General features: G+C 36.9%; 15 protein-coding genes. 9 read left to right on the plus strand and 6 right to left on the minus strand.

The features are described 5' to 3' along the window. Nucleotides 1-362 precede the first annotated feature (362 nt). From FFM71_RS00525 to FFM71_RS00545, 5 genes are all read left to right on the plus strand, one after another. The gene (locus FFM71_RS00525; protein ID WP_137610222.1) at nt 363-2,261 is read left to right on the plus strand and encodes a heavy metal translocating P-type ATPase; all 1,899 of its coding nucleotides are present in this window, start codon (nt 363-365) and stop codon (nt 2,259-2,261) included. A 141-nt stretch (nt 2,262-2,402) separates the two neighbouring features. Further along, on the plus strand, nt 2,403-2,633 hold the full coding sequence (locus tag FFM71_RS00530) for a heavy-metal-associated domain-containing protein (protein ID WP_137610223.1): 231 nt from the start codon (nt 2,403-2,405) through the stop codon (nt 2,631-2,633). Next, nucleotides 2,633-3,190 carry a ferritin-like domain-containing protein gene (locus tag FFM71_RS00535; RefSeq protein WP_137610224.1) on the plus strand — a complete coding sequence of 186 codons (558 nt, stop codon included), beginning with the start codon at nt 2,633-2,635 and terminating at the stop codon, nt 3,188-3,190. Before FFM71_RS00530 ends, FFM71_RS00535 begins: the two co-directional genes overlap by 1 nt. 13 nt (nt 3,191-3,203) lie before the next feature. Continuing rightward, entirely contained in the window at nt 3,204-3,890 is a 687-nt protein-coding gene (locus FFM71_RS00540) for a Crp/Fnr family transcriptional regulator (protein WP_137610225.1), read from the plus strand. Between the two features lie 454 nt (nt 3,891-4,344). Further along, entirely contained in the window at nt 4,345-5,109 is a 765-nt protein-coding gene (locus tag FFM71_RS00545; RefSeq protein ID WP_137610226.1) for a formate/nitrite transporter family protein, read from the plus strand. A gap of 222 nt (nt 5,110-5,331) precedes the next feature. Here the strand turns inward: FFM71_RS00545 and FFM71_RS00550 are convergent, their stop codons facing one another. Then, a complete protein-coding gene (locus FFM71_RS00550; protein WP_137610227.1) occupies nt 5,332-7,887 on the minus strand; it encodes a hypothetical protein in 2,556 nt (851 codons plus the stop codon). A gap of 294 nt (nt 7,888-8,181) precedes the next feature. On the opposite strand from FFM71_RS00550, the gene helD reads away from it, so the two are divergent. Next, nucleotides 8,182-10,503 carry an RNA polymerase recycling motor HelD gene (helD, locus tag FFM71_RS00555; protein WP_137610354.1) on the plus strand — a complete coding sequence of 774 codons (2,322 nt, stop codon included), beginning with the start codon at nt 8,182-8,184 and terminating at the stop codon, nt 10,501-10,503. Nucleotides 10,504-10,543: 40 nt separating this feature from the next. On the opposite strand, the gene FFM71_RS00560 is transcribed toward helD, so the two are convergent. Further along, nucleotides 10,544-10,981 (minus strand): hypothetical protein, encoded by a 438-nt coding sequence (locus FFM71_RS00560; protein ID WP_137610228.1) that lies wholly within the window; start codon nt 10,979-10,981, stop codon nt 10,544-10,546. A gap of 193 nt (nt 10,982-11,174) precedes the next feature. On the opposite strand from FFM71_RS00560, the gene FFM71_RS00565 reads away from it, so the two are divergent. Then, on the plus strand, nt 11,175-12,506 hold the full coding sequence (locus tag FFM71_RS00565) for a dihydrolipoyl dehydrogenase family protein (RefSeq protein WP_137610229.1): 1,332 nt from the start codon (nt 11,175-11,177) through the stop codon (nt 12,504-12,506). Between the two features lie 67 nt (nt 12,507-12,573). On the opposite strand, the gene FFM71_RS00570 is transcribed toward FFM71_RS00565, so the two are convergent. After that, entirely contained in the window at nt 12,574-13,938 is a 1,365-nt protein-coding gene (locus tag FFM71_RS00570; protein ID WP_137610230.1) for an FAD-dependent oxidoreductase, read from the minus strand. 95 nt (nt 13,939-14,033) lie between these two features. Here FFM71_RS00570 and FFM71_RS00575 point away from each other — a divergent pair, with 95 nt between their 5' ends. Continuing rightward, nucleotides 14,034-14,732, plus strand: coding sequence for an EAL domain-containing protein (locus FFM71_RS00575; protein WP_137610231.1), 699 nt, complete (start codon nt 14,034-14,036; stop codon nt 14,730-14,732). Between the two features lie 76 nt (nt 14,733-14,808). Here FFM71_RS00575 and FFM71_RS13750 read toward each other — a convergent pair whose 3' ends face one another. The 3 genes from FFM71_RS13750 to FFM71_RS00585 all read right to left on the minus strand — a co-directional run bounded on the left by FFM71_RS13750 (nt 14,809) and on the right by FFM71_RS00585 (nt 16,390). Next, nucleotides 14,809-14,943 carry a hypothetical protein gene (locus tag FFM71_RS13750; RefSeq protein WP_263390680.1) on the minus strand — a complete coding sequence of 45 codons (135 nt, stop codon included), beginning with the start codon at nt 14,941-14,943 and terminating at the stop codon, nt 14,809-14,811. Between the two features lie 219 nt (nt 14,944-15,162). Then, nucleotides 15,163-15,798, minus strand: a complete 636-nt coding sequence (locus tag FFM71_RS00580) for a GPP34 family phosphoprotein (RefSeq protein ID WP_137610232.1) — start codon at nt 15,796-15,798, stop codon at nt 15,163-15,165. A 10-nt stretch (nt 15,799-15,808) separates the two neighbouring features. Further along, nucleotides 15,809-16,390: an SGNH/GDSL hydrolase family protein gene (locus FFM71_RS00585; RefSeq protein WP_137610233.1), complete on the minus strand. Its 582-nt coding sequence runs from the start codon at nt 16,388-16,390 to the stop codon at nt 15,809-15,811. 92 nt (nt 16,391-16,482) lie between these two features. Between FFM71_RS00585 and coaA the strand changes: the two genes are divergently transcribed. Continuing rightward, nucleotides 16,483-17,409 (plus strand): type I pantothenate kinase, encoded by a 927-nt coding sequence (coaA, locus tag FFM71_RS00590; RefSeq protein WP_137610234.1) that lies wholly within the window; start codon nt 16,483-16,485, stop codon nt 17,407-17,409. Nucleotides 17,410-17,463 lie beyond the last annotated feature (54 nt).

Raw genomic sequence — 17,463 nt, forward strand, 5'->3', positions numbered from 1 at the left:
TTATGAATCAAATTCTATAATAATATTTCACGATATATGATAACAAATATACCGTTATTTTTATATTTAATATTTTTTTTGTTATTGAATAAATCTGAAACTTTTGAACTTATTTGGTAATGCATAGTGTTAGTTAAATATGCTGTTTCTAGTACTTATAAATATCCACTGGATTTTTAGTAAACGGATTGTAGAATCCATCCCCAATGGTATTTAATTGTAGATTTTTCTTAATATCTAGAAATTTATTAAAGGCAAATTTATTAAATGAAAATAATTTTCCAGAAACTTGATTAGCATCAATTTTTTAAATCACCGAACCCTTTAGAATATGTCTTGTAAGTAAGAGAGAGGTAAGAGAAATGACAAAATTAAACGTATGGATTACGAAACATCAAAATAAAATTACTGCCGCAATCGCAATTTTGATTGCACTGAGTTTGCTTTCGAATTATGTATTTAAAATTGGGACTGCCGCAACGATTTTCATGATTGTTGCCAGTATCCTCGGAGCTATTCCGGTGGCGTTGCATGCATTTTCAGCCTTGCAAAATAAGGTTATCAGTATTGAACTTTTGGTAACTATCGCCGTTATCGGGGCCTTTATTATTGGAGAATATGAAGAGTCGGCTGTTGTTACATTCTTATTTCTCTTTGGTAACTATTTGGAACAGAAGACTTTGGAAAAGACACGTTCATCAGTTGAGAGTTTGACCAAGATGGCTCCAACCACTGCTGAATTAGTCGATGAAGATGGCAAAACAGAAACTGTCGATGTTGACGATTTGGATGAAGGGGACCACGTTCTAGTTAAACCAGGTGGTCAAATTCCCGTCGATGGCAAAATTATTGACGGAACTGGTTATATGAATGAAGCTTCGATCACAGGTGAATCAACGCCTGTTAAAAAAGGTATCGGTGATAAGGTTTTCGCGGGATCTTTGACAGATAACGGAACCATCACGGTTGAAACAACGTCTGTCGGTGAAGATACAACTTTTGGCAAGATTATCGAACTTGTTGAAGAAGCTCAAGATAGTCAATCACCAGCCGCTCGTTTCATTGATAAATTTGCAACATATTACACACCGGCTGTATTGATTATTGGAATTCTCGTTTGGGCGATCACCCAGGATTTTCCATTAGCTATTACTGTATTAGTTCTAGGATGCCCAGGTGCTTTGGTTATCGGTGCTCCAGTATCAAACGTTGCCGGAATTGGTAATGGTGCCAAGAATGGTATCTTGATGAAAGGTGGTAATGCCGTCAATAGTTTTTCACATGTGGATACTTTAGTGCTTGATAAAACCGGTACCTTAACTACTGGTCAAATGAGTGTTACAGATGTGGATAACTTTGGAGACAAAAAAGAGAACCTCGCTTTACTGGCTGCTGTGGAAAAAACTTCGGACCATCCATTGGGTCAAGCTATTGTTAAATATGCAACCGACCAATCAATTACAGAAACACCAGAATTACCTGAATTAGACACTGTTAAAGGCCAAGGTTTAGTTGGTCAAAAAGATGATTTCAAAATCTTAGTTGGTAATGAACGCTTGATGAAAGCTAACGATGTTAAAATTTCTGCTGAACAAAAACAAGCAATCAATAAGCGAATGAATGATGGTGATTCCGTTGTCTTAATGGCAGTGGGTCAAGAATTGAAATTAGTCGTCGGTGTTAATGATCAACTCAGATCAGATGCTCGCGAAGGGCTTCAAGCTTTGAAAGACGCTGGGTTGAAACGAATCGTTATGTTAACTGGTGATAATAAAGTGGCCGCTCAACGTGTCGCTGATAGATTGCCGATTGATGAAGTTCACGCTGAATTACTTCCTGAAGATAAAGTGACTTTTGTTAAAAAATTCCAAGAACAAGGTAGCACTGTTGCATTCGTTGGTGATGGTATCAACGATAGTCCCTCACTTGCCACAGCTGATATCGGAATTGGTATGGGTACTGGAACTGATGTCGCCATTGAAACAGCTGACATTATTTTAGTTAAATCAAGTTTTGACGCCTTGGCACATGCCTATGTTTTGGCTAAGAAGACCGTTGCTAATACGAAAGAAAATATTTTTATCGCCGTTGGAACCGTTGCTTTACTACTTTTAGGCTTAATCGTTGGTGTTATCCACATGGGTAGCGGAATGTTTGTCCACGAAATCAGTATTTTAGTCGTAATCTTTAATGCAATGAGATTAATTAAAAATAAACCTGCAAAACTTGATTCAAATCAAGTTCTCAAAGCAGCAAACTAGTTAAGATAGTATTTGTAAGTTAGTTGAGCAAGTGATTTTCGGATTACTTGCGAGCTGTAAGTGCTTCAATTTGGAACATTTACAGCTCGTGGGTAGTTGAAATTTCACCGCGAAGAATTAAGAAATATGGAGGAATCAATTATGGCAAAAGCAATTTTACAATTAGGTGAATTAACATGCCCATCATGTATGACAAAAATTCAAAAGGCCGTTGAAAATCAAGCTGGCGTTTCAAACGTCAAGGTTCTCTTCAATGCCGGTAAAGTTAGAGCAGATTTTGATGAAAGTAAGACTTCAGCTGACAAATTGGCTCAAGTAATCACAGATTTGGGATATGAAGTATTAAAAGTTAAAGTTAAGGAGCTTGCATAATGACTGAATTAACAATTGATGAAAAATTTGAGGCTGAACAAAAACAAGCTGATGCCGATCACCACAAACCAACAGCTGGAGCAATGACGGGACATATCGTTTCCAATCATTTCCTATTAAATATTAAATTGCACCAATTAAAATGGTTCATTAAAGGCGCTAACGCCGAAAATTACAAGGCAATTCTGAATCAAACAATTGTCGAAAATAACGATTGGTATGATAAGATAGCCGATGAATTACTTGATGAGGGAGAACTTCCTCCTTCCACGATGAAAGAATATTCTGACTATGCAATGATTGACGAAGATGGTAAGAATAAGTACATGAGTGCTGAAGAAATGATTCAAACAGTTGTCAATGATTTCAATACTGACAATATGTTTGTGACACGTGCTATCAAGTTAGCTGAAAATGAAGATCGTCCATTTATGGCACAAGTTTTAGTTCAACTATTAGGATTTAATAATCACCAAATCAGAATCTATCAAGCTTTATTAGGTAAGAGTGCTCGTGAAGGGTTTGACGAAGATGATGATGATGAGGATTTCGATTAAGGAGCGATAATTGATGGCAAAATTGGTGCATGACCATACCGCAGAAGATTGTGTGGAATTAGTTTCAATTTTTCAAAATTTATCTAAATCTGATAAAAAAACCATAGCAACGTTAGTGACTCATCATCACTACAAAAACGGAGAATATCTATTTTCCGCGGGCGATGAAGCTGATTCATTGATCATTGTGGCTCATGGTCAGGCAAAAGTTTTCCAAATGTCGACTAATGGCAAAGAGCAAATGCTTCGAATTTTGCAGACAGGAGACTTCGATGGCGAAGCAGCCTTGTTCTCGAATTCAGATCACAATAGTTTTGCTCAGGCTTTAATGGATACCGCCGTATGTCAAATAACGCGCAGCGACTTCCAAAAGTTGATGCAACAGACACCGGAATTGGCAGTCAATATGGTCAATGCCTTAGGACGTCGAGTCGGACAACTTGAACAACAGACAACTGAAGTAACGACCGCCAGCGTTGAAAGTCGGTTAGCCAATTATCTTTTAGAAACAAGTGCCGGATTAGACGAAGCAGTATTCACCCTGCCACTTAAGAAGAAAGATATCGCAACATATCTTGGCACGACGCCCGAAACAATCAGTCGGAAATTAACTGCCTTGGTAAAACAGGGTATGATTGAAAAAATCACTAATAATAAATTCAAAATCTTAGACGAAGATCGATTGATGATGATTGATTAGAGAGAGGGCGGAACAAGGGCGTTCAGCTCCCGAGCATTTTCGTAACAATATGGATTACACGCATGAACTTGGCGTGTGATCCATATTGTTATGAAAAGCGGAAGGAGTTGCCCTTGTGTAGCCCGTTTTAGAGCCACTGCCCGTATGAGAAGTTATGAAGCGGAAGGAGTTGCCCTTGTGCAGCCCATTTAAGAGCCACCGCCCATGTACAAGCTATTTAGTTACATGGTTTTTTGATACTAATCATACTTTCTTAGATTCAAATTATAAATTTCAAAATATGGTTAAACCAGTAAAAAAAGAATAAATATGAACTTAAATAACGCTGATTATAATTAATCGGCGTTATTTTTATGTATACGTGTTATCCGAATGATTTTGCTGAATATTATTGATTTGTTCGGTAATTGATGATATTTTTATTACACTAAATGGTGTATAGGGAGATTAAAATATGTTTACTCCAGAAGAGATTCTGCAAAAGAGTATTGGGGCCGGAGTCAATAAACTGAAAAAGACGCTTGTGGCTAAAATGATTTTGGGATTCATCGGTGGGGCGATGATCTCAATCGGATTCTTGGCTTATGTTCGTGTGACAGCATCCATTCCAAGTAATTTGGCAAGTGTAAAATCCTTAGTTGGAGGAGCAGTTTTCCCAATTGGTTTGATCGTTATTTTGTTGGCTGGTGGCGAATTAGCAACGGGAAACATGATGGCCGTGGGAACGTCGCTTTTTTCAAAGAAGAACAATTGGTTCGACTATTTTAAGAACTTAGCAGTAATTACATTATTCAATTTTATCGGTGCCGTTTTTGTGGCTTATTTCTTTGGACATGTGGTTGGGTTAACGCATGCTGAACCTTTCAGACAAGCAGTTATCGGCATTGCAGCGGGTAAAACAGGTGCAAGCTTCTGGTCAGCTTTTGTTTCCGGAATCGGTTGTAACTGGCTGGTTGGTTTAGCAGTTTGGTTGTCATTTGGAGCTAAAGATGCGGCAGGAAAAATTCTTGGAGTTTGGTTCCCAATCATGATTTTCGTTGCAGTTGGATTTCAACATAGTATCGCCAATTGTTTCATCATTCCGGCAGCTATTTTTGAAGGTGGCAGCACTTGGTGGCTGTTTATTCAAAACTTTGTACCGGTATTTCTGGGTAATATTGTTGGTGGATTAGTATTTGTCGCTGGATTCTATTACTTAAGTTATAAAACTAAAGGTTGAAAGTATAGTTAAGTATGCCGTTTCCAGAACTGAGAGTATTCAATTGCTGCGCGGAACGGCCCAAGTCAACTAGTTTATTTTTTCATGGTAGGAACAAATAAAATGAAAACTTCTGCTTATTTAAATATGTTTGTACTTTCAGAGTGCAAATAAAAAGGCTCTCATCATCGATTGTAATTAATCAATAATGAGAGCTATTTTTGTAATTATTATGTTACTGAACTAAAGACTATCATTATAATCCATAATAGTCCAAGTCAAAGTGCCACTATATTTTTTCGAACTAGATAGACCATAATTTTTCAAAAGTAGTCCGCTGTTAGTAGTCCAATTATTCAATTTAGAAATCGAGGTTGTTGTTTCTGTATCGTGTGAAATGTTGTCGCTGGCAATTAGAACATTGTTATTTGTCAAAACTGTTGCGCCTTGAGCCGTCTTATTAACCAGATTACCGTTAAATTTGGAATCACCATTGGTTAACTCACTGGCGGAAACCTCCAACTGCCATGGGTTTTGATAGCTAGTAACTGAAACGTCAAAGTCATTGGCTCGTGGAATGTAATCGTTCAAAGATAAATAGTTGATTGATTTGAATTGAAGAGCCTTATCAGGAGTCATTTCCAAAAGATGATTTGGTTCGACTTGAATGTTATAGGTAGCCGTATTTGAAGTTACACCATCATTGTCAATTGCACTGACAGTTACTTTTTGAGTCTCATTACTTGGAAAAAGACTCCAGAAGTCCAAACCGGCGTTTTCAATCACTGTCCGTAAAGGAATTACATCACTCAAAGTATCTGAATCAGCTGAAACAGTCGTATTGTAAGTTAAATCGTGACCGCCAACACTGATTTGATATTGAATCGGATCATTGGCAGCAAACTCGGGACTAGTTTTGCCAGTGTAATTAAGATTAGCATTTAAATTCAGAGTGGCATTATCTTGTTGATAGATTAGAGTTATTGGATCACTCATTGGATTGGTTAGATTCATGGTCCAATCCTTTTTGTAAAGAACTGTGAATTTGGGAGTACTTGTGGATTCAATATTATTTGAACCGGTAAATATTGCAGGTTGAGCTTTTACCGTAATATCAGCAGTAGTTTCATTTACTGCAACACCATTAATGATGATATCAGCAATTTTTGAACTGGCTGCAATATCACCAAGGTTTTTCAAAAATGTGTAGTTGATTGTTTGTGTTCCATCACTGGCTGTTGTTAGTGCTGAGAGAGGGATGGATTCAGAATCGCCATTTTCATATTTAATGGTACCAATAGTATCATCGGTAGTATCATAGTTGATATTTTTAGGCAAAGTTATTTTTGAAGCGATGGACTTCCAATCTTCACGACCATCTTCGTAAGTCAACTTATAATCTAGTTCCATTTTATCTCCACTGGCAACTTTACGGTCCGTCGTGTCACCTGCTCCACCATCAGGGTCATCATACATAACTTTATTCTTTGTTTTATCAGTGATAGTTGTGTCTACTGAAGCATTAACTAAATCGGGAATTGATTCTACAGAAACTAGTTTACTGGCAACTCTCGAATCGGTATTGTTATTAGCCCCAGTAAAACCCCAGTAAATTTTACTATCAGGTGTGATACTACTGCTAGTACTACTCAATTGGTTCATATCAACCGTGATAGTATCATCAATACGATTTGTTCGATTATTTATAGACCCGTCAATCTCCCTGTCATTATATGAATAGGAAATTGTGGCTGTTTTTAAATCAGCTGAAGGCATCCATCTGAAAGTGAGATGGTGCCAAGCAACATCATTACCGTTAGAGTCAGTACCATCAGCAAGGTCAGCATCTTGTTGACGATGGATATGAAACATCGTATATCCTTGTGTAAATGGACTATAAAAGGAAGTATTTCCTACTGAGAGTGGATAGTAGGTTCCAGAATATGCTGGATAGGTTAGTGCAATATGACCGTATCTTCCTCCAGAACCTAATTCTGTATTATCGGGAAATTCAGATGGAGCAACGACAGAGGCTCTTTTTGTGTCAAAATTATTGGTAGAGTAATAGGAATATAGAGCATCTATAGAGTACATAATTGGTGGATAGACGGCTGAACCGGAGTCTTGTTTTTGCGTATCGAATTCAAGTGCAATACTATTTTGAATGGCAGTTTTAGCTACAGCATCGGGGGTAGCCAGAGAACCAGTAATGCCTTTATTAGTAGATTTATCATAACCATAGACGCCAAGACCCTCTTGACCAGCACCCATTTCTGTTGAGCCATCGGTATTGTTTTGTAGAACCAAAGCCATACCTTGTCCGTTGACTGTTTCGTCAGAATTGCCGGAGCCAAAACTCATCCAAGCAGAGAGTGTTTGTGGTTTGCCTGCTGAAAAATAAGCCGTATTCATATTTGACCAAGCCGCACCATATGAACCTGTTTTATCCTTGATGGCAGGATACACTGGGACTGGCCATCCTGGACCGGCGGCAGTATTATCGGCACTGTTAGTGCTGGTACCATGTGCTAATACTAAAACTTTATTATTATTGGAAATAAAAGCTGAATTAGACTTAAATCTAAATGAAGTATCTGCAGCATTATTGGTTGGGTTATTTATGGTAAAATAATTACTCATTAATAGACCAGTGGGAGCTTTACTGATGGTATCTTGATCAGCAGTACTCAAATCAGCATCTGTTGCTGCTGAAACTATTGTAAAGTTAAATAACATTGCTAAAGAAGAAATCAGCAAAGCAAATACTACAGGTAATTTAAAATTGTTTAGATGTTTCATTGTTTTTCCCCCTCACAAAAAAAGCAAATGAAATAGTATACATAATGTACATCATTTCTGATGACTATTTTATTCATAATATGATATAAATTTATATAAAATATGGGTCTAGAAATGAACAAAAAAATTGACAAATATATCTGGTAAATATAATTAATAATGTATTTAATTTATTAATATCATAGAATAAATCATTGACCATCTATTAATTGATATTACTGTGAAGGGGCGGTCTTTGTATTCGTTAAAATTTAGTGGTAACATTATATAACTGAAAATTAAGAGGTTATTATGATGACAAGCAAACCTAAAGTTAATGAAGTAGACGAAAAACAAAAAGAGCAAGCCCATTTAAACGATGTGGTTGCCCAAATTAAGCAGTCTGAAAATCGTCTTCAGGAACACATGGAAGTTGCTGAAGAAGATTTAAAAGTTATCAATAATGCTTTTGATGACATTCATATAGGTATGTCAGGCGATGCCATTTCGATGGATGCGGCACTGTCCATTCACCAACAACAACAAATGCTTGATGAAAGAAATAATAGTTGGCAACAATCGAGACAACGTTTGGGAATCCTCAAGAAACTTGAAAAGACGCCGTTCTTTGCTCGTTTGGATTTTCAAGAAAAAGGTGAGCCTAAGAAGGAAACTGTTTATATCGGTCTGAGTTCCTTTACTGATAAAGCCGATCACTTCTTAGTCTACGATTGGCGTGCGCCAATTTCTTCTATTTACTATGATGGAAAATTGGGCGATGTAACATACCAAACACCAGATGGCGAACAAGGTGTCGATTTGTTTTTGAAACGGCAATTTCTTGTTGAAGATGGAAAGATCAAAGCATATTTTGATACTCAAGAAACTATCGGAGATCAAATGCTTTTGGAAGTCTTGGATGGTAAATCTTCAACACACATGAAGGGTATTGTTAAGACAATCCAGAGTGAGCAAAATAAGATTATTCGTGATACTAAGTCGAAATTGCTATTTGTTCAAGGCGCTGCCGGTTCCGGTAAAACGTCAGCTATTTTGCAAAGAATCGCATTCCTACTATATAGATATCGTGGAACGTTGACATCTAGCCAGGTCGTTATGTTCTCACCAAACTCGCTGTTTAATGACTATATCAAGAATGTTTTGCCTGAAATGGGTGAACAAAACATGGTCCAAATGACATACAAGCAATTCTTGGCACGTCGTTTACCAAATCTAGATGTCGAAAGTCTCTCAGATCAATTTGAAACAGTTGTCGACACTGACAGTAAAAATATTGGTAAATTTGTTTCTGATATCGAATTTTTCAAGGTTTTGACGAATTACAGTAAGTTACTTGGACAAAGTGGGATTGCCTTCAAAGATATTAAATTCCAAGGCAAAGTCTTTATTCCTAAGGAAAAAATCCAAGAGTTTTACTACAGTTATGGACCTCAGTATAATTTGGGAAATCGACTTGATGCGACAGTTGACCGTTTGATCAAACTATTGCATCGTAAGATTGGCGCTGAAATGCGTTCAAATTGGGTTTCCGAACAAATTGAGAATTTAAGCAAAGAACAATTACAAGCTTTGTACACAACAGCTGATCAAGAATTCAAAAATGGTGATGAAGAGAAAAAATTCTTGGCTCGTAAAATTGTTACAACTATGATGCAAGGTGTTTATAAGAACATTAAACATTTGCGCTTCTTGAATATTGCCGCCAATTACTTGAATTTCTTAAAGGCTATTCCCAAGATTGTTGATTTAGGTGAACACGGTATTACTGACGAACGATGGAATCAATTCGTTGATAAATTTGTTCAAGGATTCCAAAATAAACAAATTTCGATGAATAATTTGAGCCCATATCTCTATCTGTATGATTTGGTTACGGGTAAACATGGTGAATTGGATATGAAGTTTGTCTTTATTGATGAAATTCAGGATTACACGCCATTCCAGTTGGCTTATATGAAGTACAAGTTCCCAAGAGCTCGTTATACAATGTTGGGTGACTTGAATCAATCAATTTTCACGAAGAAGAACAGTCAGACATTACTTTCCGAAGCACAGAGTCTGTTCAATGCAGATGAGACCAATGTCGTACAACTAGTTCATTCATATCGTTCAACAAAGCAGATTACTGACTTTACCAAAGCTATTTTGACTAATGGTCAACGAATCGAACCATTTAATCGTGACGGAGATTTGCCAAATCTGTTGATGTCACAAACTGTTGATGAATCTATCCAACAAGTTATGAGACAACTTAAAGATAATGATAAACGCAAATTTACCACGGCCATTATTGCAAAAACTTTGGGAGACGCAACCGAGCTGCATGAATTATTGGGAGCTCAAGGCGTTGAGTCAACTTTGATCCGCTCCGAAAATCAGCGTTTGGCAACAGGGACAATCGTTTTACCATCATTCTTAGCTAAAGGTTTGGAATTCGATGCAATCATTATGTGGGATGCTTCGAAGGACAAGTTTAGCGAAGATGAACAACAATTGGTTTACACGATTGCTTCGCGTGCAATGCATAGATTGACAATTACTTCGATTGGAGAGTTGTCACAATTATTGCAACGGGTACCCGAGAAGTATTATCAAGTCGCTGAACCTAAGGCGTAAACAAAAAGCATCTTTCACAATGTGAAAGGTGTTTTTTTGGTTATCTAGTTTTTAATATGCTCTTATAAAGGTTTAACTCATTTTCAAATTCATCATCAGTAAGCAAGGTGTCGGGGTCAACATGAAACAAAATATCAGTTTCAATTCCTAGCTTGTTAAGCGCCTGTTCTAAATCCAACATTGTTTTTGACGTATGATTTTTCTTATTTGTTTCTTTTTCTTCCCTAAGTGCAATATAAAGCATTGGGGAACCTAATCCTCTGCCAATATTAAAGATATATTCGTTATGCTCCTGATTCAGGTATGCGATGGCCTTGTCAATTACTGTCTTTTCAAAGTTATTACCTAGGTTATTCTGACTAAAAATTGAAATCATTTCCTCAAGTTGGTCGCCAACTTTCAAGTTATACATGGCATTCTGAATGTCATTTAAAGAAAGTAAATGATTTGCTAATTCTTTGATTTCACGGTTATTCATAATTGTTCTCCCATCAATAAATATTTCTTAAAGATAGTATACATCATTATACGAACATATGTTTGCATAATTAGAACCTTTTCATTATTTTTTTTGAAATGTGATAAAAATTGAGAATAATCGAATTTATTGCCACCTTTTCCGGAATGCATTATGTTGGATATATATAGAAAAAACTTTGGAGGGCAGCTGAATGGTTAAATATGATTACGACGTACTTTATATTGGAGCAGGGCATGCCACATTTGATGGCGCAGCACCATTGGCTAAGACAGGTGTCAAAGTTGGTGTTATTGAAAGTGGCTTGATTGGAGGAACGTGTCCGAATCGGGGATGCAATGCCAAAATCACTTTGGATGAACCGGTCAAAATAGTCCGCGAGGCCGAACGAATGGGTGATGTTTTTGAAGGTGATCTCAAGATTAACTGGACCCAAAATATTGTGCATAAACAGGAAATAATTGAGAATTTACCTCAAGAGTTAACGAAACGTCTGGAAAATAGTGGCGCGACGATAATCAAGGGTCATGCTACGTTTAAAAATAATCACACTGTTGTAGTCGATAATATGCGTGAAATTACTGCGGAGAAAATTGTAATTACGACGGGATTACGTCCACATCGCTTAAATATTTTGGGGACGGAATTGGCACATGATAGTGAAGAATTCATGAATCTCAAGAAATTACCAGAAAAGATCGTAATTGTTGGATCCGGTTATATCGGAATGGAGTTTGCCACGATGGCAAATGCAGCTGGGGCACAAGTAACGGTCATGTTGCATTCTGACAAAGTTTTACGTAATTTCTATCAACCATATGTCAAAATGGTTGTCGATGATTTAGGGCGGCGTGGTGTTAAGTTTATTGAAAATTCACGGGTTCAGTCGTTTGAAAAAATTGGCACCAATTATCAAGTTAATTACGGTGATAATCAAAAATTGACAACGGATTGGATTTTAGATGCGACGGGTCGAATTCCTAATCTTGATAAATTGGACTTGGATAATATTGGTATTAAATATGATAAAACCGGTGTATTCGTAAATAATTATCTCCAAACAAATATTGATAATATTTACGCTGCCGGGGATATTGTTGCCAATAATTTACCCAAAGTCACACCAGCAGCCTATTTTGAATCAAAATATTTGATGCAACTATTCTCAGGCCAGACAACGGAACCGATTGATATGCCAATTGTTCCGTCAGTTGTTTTTACGTCGCCAAGAATTGCCAAAGCAGGTATTTCAGTGGAAGAAGCCGAGAAAAAGGGATATCAAGTTTCCGAAAACGACTTGGAGAACTATTGGTATTATAAGGTTGATAAAGAGACGATTGCCCAAAGTAAACAGATTCATGATGAAGCGGGGCATTTAGTTGGCGTGACAGAAATCAGTGATCAGGCCCAAGATGCAGTCAATGCCTTGTTGCCAGCAATTGAATTCAAGTTGGACCCACAACAAATCGGACGTTTAACTAGTTTATTTCCAACAATCGGTTATGCGGCTTGGCATCGAGCATAAGAATAATCAAAAAGGCGTCAGTAATCAATTTTCAGATTACTGACGCCTTTAAAAAATAAATTTATAATTACTTTCTTAAATAGCCATGTTCTTGATCAACAGCTACTTGTGCTACTAAATTCAAATAATTAAATGGTTCATCAAAATTAGGTGAGAACAACATATCGAGAAATGATAATTCATCAATAGTGTTGCCATTTTGAATGACAACCGAAATGGTATTAGCTGATTGTGAAATTTCGTGATCAGACATCATTTGAGCACCTAAAACTTTGCGAGTATTTTTGTCATAAACTAATTCAATCGTGATTTCAGCAGTTGTAGGCATGAAATCTGGACGATAATTTCCTTGATAGAAAGCTGCAGCGGCATCAAAATGAGCTTCTTGAGCTTTTTTCAATGTCAAACCGGTACAGGCAATTGTCTTATCAAACAAAAGCATCCCAGTCGTAGCTTGTGTACCAATTGACTTGAGTCGTTTGTCTAAAACATTGATTCCAGCTAATGTTCCTTGACGAACCGCATGTGAAGCAAGAGGCATGTAAGTTTGACTTAAAGTAGGATTGTAACGAACTTCGGTAGCATCACCGGCTGCAAAAATATCAGGATTTGAGGTTCCCATATAAGGGTCGGTGACAATAGCACCGTTATCAGAAATTTCTACTTGGCCCTTTAAAAGATCCGACTGAGGGACGACTCCAGGAGCGATAGCTACCATATCAACGGTACATTTGCTTCTAGTTGTTTCCACTTCAATTTCTTCATTCTCAAGATCCTTAAATTGCGTCACCATTGTATCGGTCAAAATTTTAACGCCGTGTTCAACTAGCATAGCTTGAACCTTTTTGGCCATAATAGGATCCATATATTCCTTAAGGACGTGTGGACCACGTTCAATTAAGGAGACTTTGTGACCAGATTTAACGAAGCCCTCAGCCAATTCAACACCAGCATATCCACCACCAACGATGGCAACACTGTGATACATTTTGGCAGCAGCGTATAATTCGTGTGCTTCATCGCAAGTTTTACATAATAATACTTTGGGATTTTCAATACCACTAATTGCCGGAATTGCGGTAATAGATCCAGTGGCCATAATTAACTTGTCATAAGTGTCATGGACTAATTCTTTTGTTTTTAAATTCTGTGCTAAAATTGTGTGTTCTTCAGCGTTAATACTGATGACATCGTGAATCATACGCATTTTGACGCCTTGTTTTGTGAAAACATCAGGATCAGCGTAAAAGACGTCGTCTAAATTTTTAACGGTCCCACCTAAATGGAGATATGTCCCACAAGATAAGTAAGATATATCGGCATGACGTTCGTAAACAGTTATGTCTGCATCGGGATAATATTTAATGATTTGTTTGATGGCCGCAATCCCTGCATGTGTGCAGCCAATGATGACTACTTTTTTGTTCGTGATATTGCTCTATCCTTTCTGGTTGTCGTATACTACGAGTATACAATGAATGGACTAAATGTAAACAAATGTAAACTCATCAGAGGGTGATGAAATATATGAAACCGATTTATCGTTATTTTGTTCAACCACAGCTTAATGGTCAGACACAAACTATCTTCGGATATGAATTATTGATTAAACAATTGACGCCAGAGGGATGGCGTTTACCGGAGTCTTTTACTGAAATTGATTCGCAAACTGTTTCTGATCTGCTGTTGGAAACAACTAAAATTTTAGGCCTAAAAGTTCAATATTGTTCGGTGAATATTAACCGTGAGCAACTGATGGATACGACTATTTCCAAAGCAATTATTAAGAGTCAAAAACAACTTTATCCAGCCAAATTGGTTGTTGAATTGACTGAAGAAAAGGGACCTAAGAGTTATCCGGATACCAGATTAATTCCACGATTACGTAATTTTGTTGAATGCGGAATGCAGATTTCATTGGATGATGTTGGAACGGGAATCAATGATTTTAAGAGTGTTCAAGAATTTCTACCTTTGGCATCAGAAATTAAGTTTGCTTTGCAAAACTTTAAAACTGGTATTAAAGATCCAAAAATTCAACAAAAGTTACATTTTTGGCATGCTATTAGTAATGAGTATGGCTTGCGCTTGATTCTTGAGGGAATTGAGGATTCAGATGATGCGCAGTTGAGTAAGGACTTTGATATTCCATTACGTCAGGGCTATTACTATGGAAAGCCAAAACTTTTGAGATTGCCTGGTGATCCGGTTGATTTTGGATTTTAACGCGTTGGGATTTGGGGACAGAGTGTTAGACTAAATAAATTAAGATGTTATTACTATTTTGATAATAATAAAAAAGTCATTTTTTACTTAGAAGGAAATATTTCCAAGTGAAAAATGACTTTTCTTGTTCTTGATTAAAATTGCTTGTACTGCCGTTAGTTATATATGCAGTGGCTCTGAAACGAGCTACACAAGCCAGATTCCAATTCATTTCTACGCTTCCCAAACTATCCGCAAAATACGCGGATAATTCGTGAAGCTAGGAAATGAATCGGAATCTAAGCGGGCTTGTTCCGCTCTCTGATTAAAACGAGCTACACAAGGGCAACTCCTTCCGCTTTTCATAGATATGTAAATCACACGCAAAAGCGGCGTGCAATTCACATATCTACGAAAATGCTCGGGAGCTGACCGCCTTGTTTCGCTCTCTCTAACTTAGCAATGTCAATATAACTCTATTCAACTTCTTAGAAAGTTCAAACAATTTCTCATAAGTTGGGTCATTTTGATACAACTCAATTTTATCTTTCAATTGTTTCTGCTCGAATTGGGAGAAGTAAAATTTCAAATCGTGGTTTCCATAAAGTGTCGCTAATAGTGCGAATGCTTCTGGTGAAATTTTATTTGATGTCAAAATTTCCTTGCGTAAATCAGTTACTAATTCACGTTTAACGTTACGATTTGGTAGGTAATTGTTAGTTTTGAATACTAGTCCGGTCACGGCTTTGGTAACGTCAACTTTATTAACTAGCGAATCACCGATTTCATTATAAATAATGCGGGTGATTTTTTCGTTGGTTGCCATTGCTCGTAAGACATGGTTGACGCTACGACCTTGGTTCTTGTTGATGATTTGGAAAAATTCATTCAAATACGTTTTGTCGTCGGGTAAAACCTTATTAATGATGACACTGTTGTCTGTCAAATCGATAATATCATTTAGTGCTAAGTCGAAAAATGAACTTTCAGCTAAATAAGCACGACGTCTGGTATTCTTAAAAATACGAACGCTACCTTTTTCGTTACACGATAAAATAAAATATTTTTGAGGAATATTTAAATCCATAAAGTGCTCCTTAATTTGACACTAGTTCTGATTTTTTGGCTAGCGTGGCTTTAATTTCTGGTATTAACTCGTCTTCTAAGAGATTATAACCTTGTTTGGTAAAGTGCAAACCGTCTGTCTGTAATAAATCCTTTAGATTAGTGCAATTATTCATATCATGCAATAAATCGATATACGATATGTCTAGTTGCTTGCCGATATGTTCCGTCACCAACTCAAATTGAAGCTGGCGAGTCCATGGTCTGGTGGGGTCCTTGATCCAATCAATGTACGGCGGTGAAAGTAAAATCACACGTTCACTACCGATAGTTGTAATTATATTAGTCAGATTTGCTGCAAATTTACCGGGTTTGATTTCATCATCTGTTGAAATATCGTTGGCACCGAAACCTAGAATAACAATTTCGGGATTTAGTCGTACCACACGATCAACACGTGTCATAGCATTATTGGTTTTGTAGTCCGAAATCGACATATTAATGACTTCATAACCAGGAAAGTCTTTCCGAATGCGTTTAGCTAGCGTGTCACTGGCTTTTCCATCCCGAAATCCCATCATGGTCGAGTCCCCAAATAATACTATTCTCTTCATATATGTTTCCTTTTTTAAAAATGTTCTATACTATACTAGAATACCAGAAAACTAATAAAAGTTAATTATTATATTAAGCAGGGTCTAATAATATGCAAAGTTTAACTAACTACGATGAATTTACTCGCAAACAATGGGAAAGTTTCCATGGCGAATACACCAAGCAAGCAATTACTGATGGAGAGTTGAGGAAAATCAAATCACTTGATGATGAGATTTCCATTGATGACGTGCGCTCAATTTACGCCCCAATTCGTCATTTACTTCATATATATTTGAAGAATTATCGCAAACTGACGAAGTTGAAAAATGAATTGGTCAATCGATCAACTCGCAAGATTCCTTTCATTATCGGCGTTTCCGGTTCAGTGGCAGTGGGCAAGAGTACGACTGCACGTTTGTTGAAAATAATGTTAGAGCGGGCTTATCCTCAATATAAGGTCTCACAAATGACGACTGACGGATTCTTGTATCCTAGCAAGATTTTAAAGGAACGTAATTTGATGGATAAAAAGGGTTTTCCTGAAACATACGATATGGAAAAACTTTTGAACTTTCTTGGTGATGTCAAAACTAAAGGTGGAAAAATTAAGTATCCACTGTATTCACACAATATTTATGACATCATTCCTGACCGATATGAAGAAACAGATAATCCTGATATTTTAATCGTTGAAGGTATAAATGTATTACAATTGCCTCATAACGAACAGATTTATGTCAGTGACTTTTTTGATTTTTCAATTTATATTGACGCTGAAGTCGAAGATATTGAGGAATGGTTCCTGAATCGCTTCGAAAAGCTGCTAGATTTAGCTAAGAACGATCCTAATAGTTACTATTACCAATTCACCCAGATTCCTGAAAAGAGTGCTATGGATATGGCAAAACACGTTTGGGAGACAATAAACTATCCTAACTTGCATGATTATATCAAGCCAACTATGAATCGAGCTAACTTGATTTTACACAAGTCTGGTGATCACCAAATTGATAAAATTTATCTTCGTAAATATTAAGCGCTAACAGTATATGACATGGAACTGAATTTCGTATACAATAGAATAAATAAA

Origin of the sequence: Companilactobacillus huachuanensis (assembly GCF_005404815.1) — a bacterium.
Lineage (GTDB): Bacteria > Bacillota > Bacilli > Lactobacillales > Lactobacillaceae > Companilactobacillus > Companilactobacillus huachuanensis.

What these genes read in the sequence shown, in the direction of transcription:
- FFM71_RS00525 (WP_137610222.1), top strand. Translation starts at nt 363, where the DNA reads ATGACAAAATTAAACGTATGGATTACGAAACATCAAAATAAAATTACT.
- FFM71_RS00530 (WP_137610223.1), top strand. Translation starts at nt 2,403, where the DNA reads ATGGCAAAAGCAATTTTACAATTAGGTGAATTAACATGCCCATCATGT.
- FFM71_RS00535 (WP_137610224.1), top strand. Translation starts at nt 2,633, where the DNA reads ATGACTGAATTAACAATTGATGAAAAATTTGAGGCTGAACAAAAACAA.
- FFM71_RS00540 (WP_137610225.1), top strand. Translation starts at nt 3,204, where the DNA reads ATGGCAAAATTGGTGCATGACCATACCGCAGAAGATTGTGTGGAATTA.
- FFM71_RS00545 (WP_137610226.1), top strand. Translation starts at nt 4,345, where the DNA reads ATGTTTACTCCAGAAGAGATTCTGCAAAAGAGTATTGGGGCCGGAGTC.
- FFM71_RS00550 (WP_137610227.1), bottom strand. Translation starts at nt 7,887, where the DNA reads ATGAAACATCTAAACAATTTTAAATTACCTGTAGTATTTGCTTTGCTG.
- helD (WP_137610354.1), top strand. Translation starts at nt 8,182, where the DNA reads ATGACAAGCAAACCTAAAGTTAATGAAGTAGACGAAAAACAAAAAGAG.
- FFM71_RS00560 (WP_137610228.1), bottom strand. Translation starts at nt 10,981, where the DNA reads ATGAATAACCGTGAAATCAAAGAATTAGCAAATCATTTACTTTCTTTA.
- FFM71_RS00565 (WP_137610229.1), top strand. Translation starts at nt 11,175, where the DNA reads ATGGTTAAATATGATTACGACGTACTTTATATTGGAGCAGGGCATGCC.
- FFM71_RS00575 (WP_137610231.1), top strand. Translation starts at nt 14,034, where the DNA reads ATGAAACCGATTTATCGTTATTTTGTTCAACCACAGCTTAATGGTCAG.
- FFM71_RS13750 (WP_263390680.1), bottom strand. Translation starts at nt 14,943, where the DNA reads ATGAATTGGAATCTGGCTTGTGTAGCTCGTTTCAGAGCCACTGCATAT.
- FFM71_RS00580 (WP_137610232.1), bottom strand. Translation starts at nt 15,798, where the DNA reads ATGGATTTAAATATTCCTCAAAAATATTTTATTTTATCGTGTAACGAA.
- FFM71_RS00585 (WP_137610233.1), bottom strand. Translation starts at nt 16,390, where the DNA reads ATGAAGAGAATAGTATTATTTGGGGACTCGACCATGATGGGATTTCGG.
- coaA (WP_137610234.1), top strand. Translation starts at nt 16,483, where the DNA reads ATGCAAAGTTTAACTAACTACGATGAATTTACTCGCAAACAATGGGAA.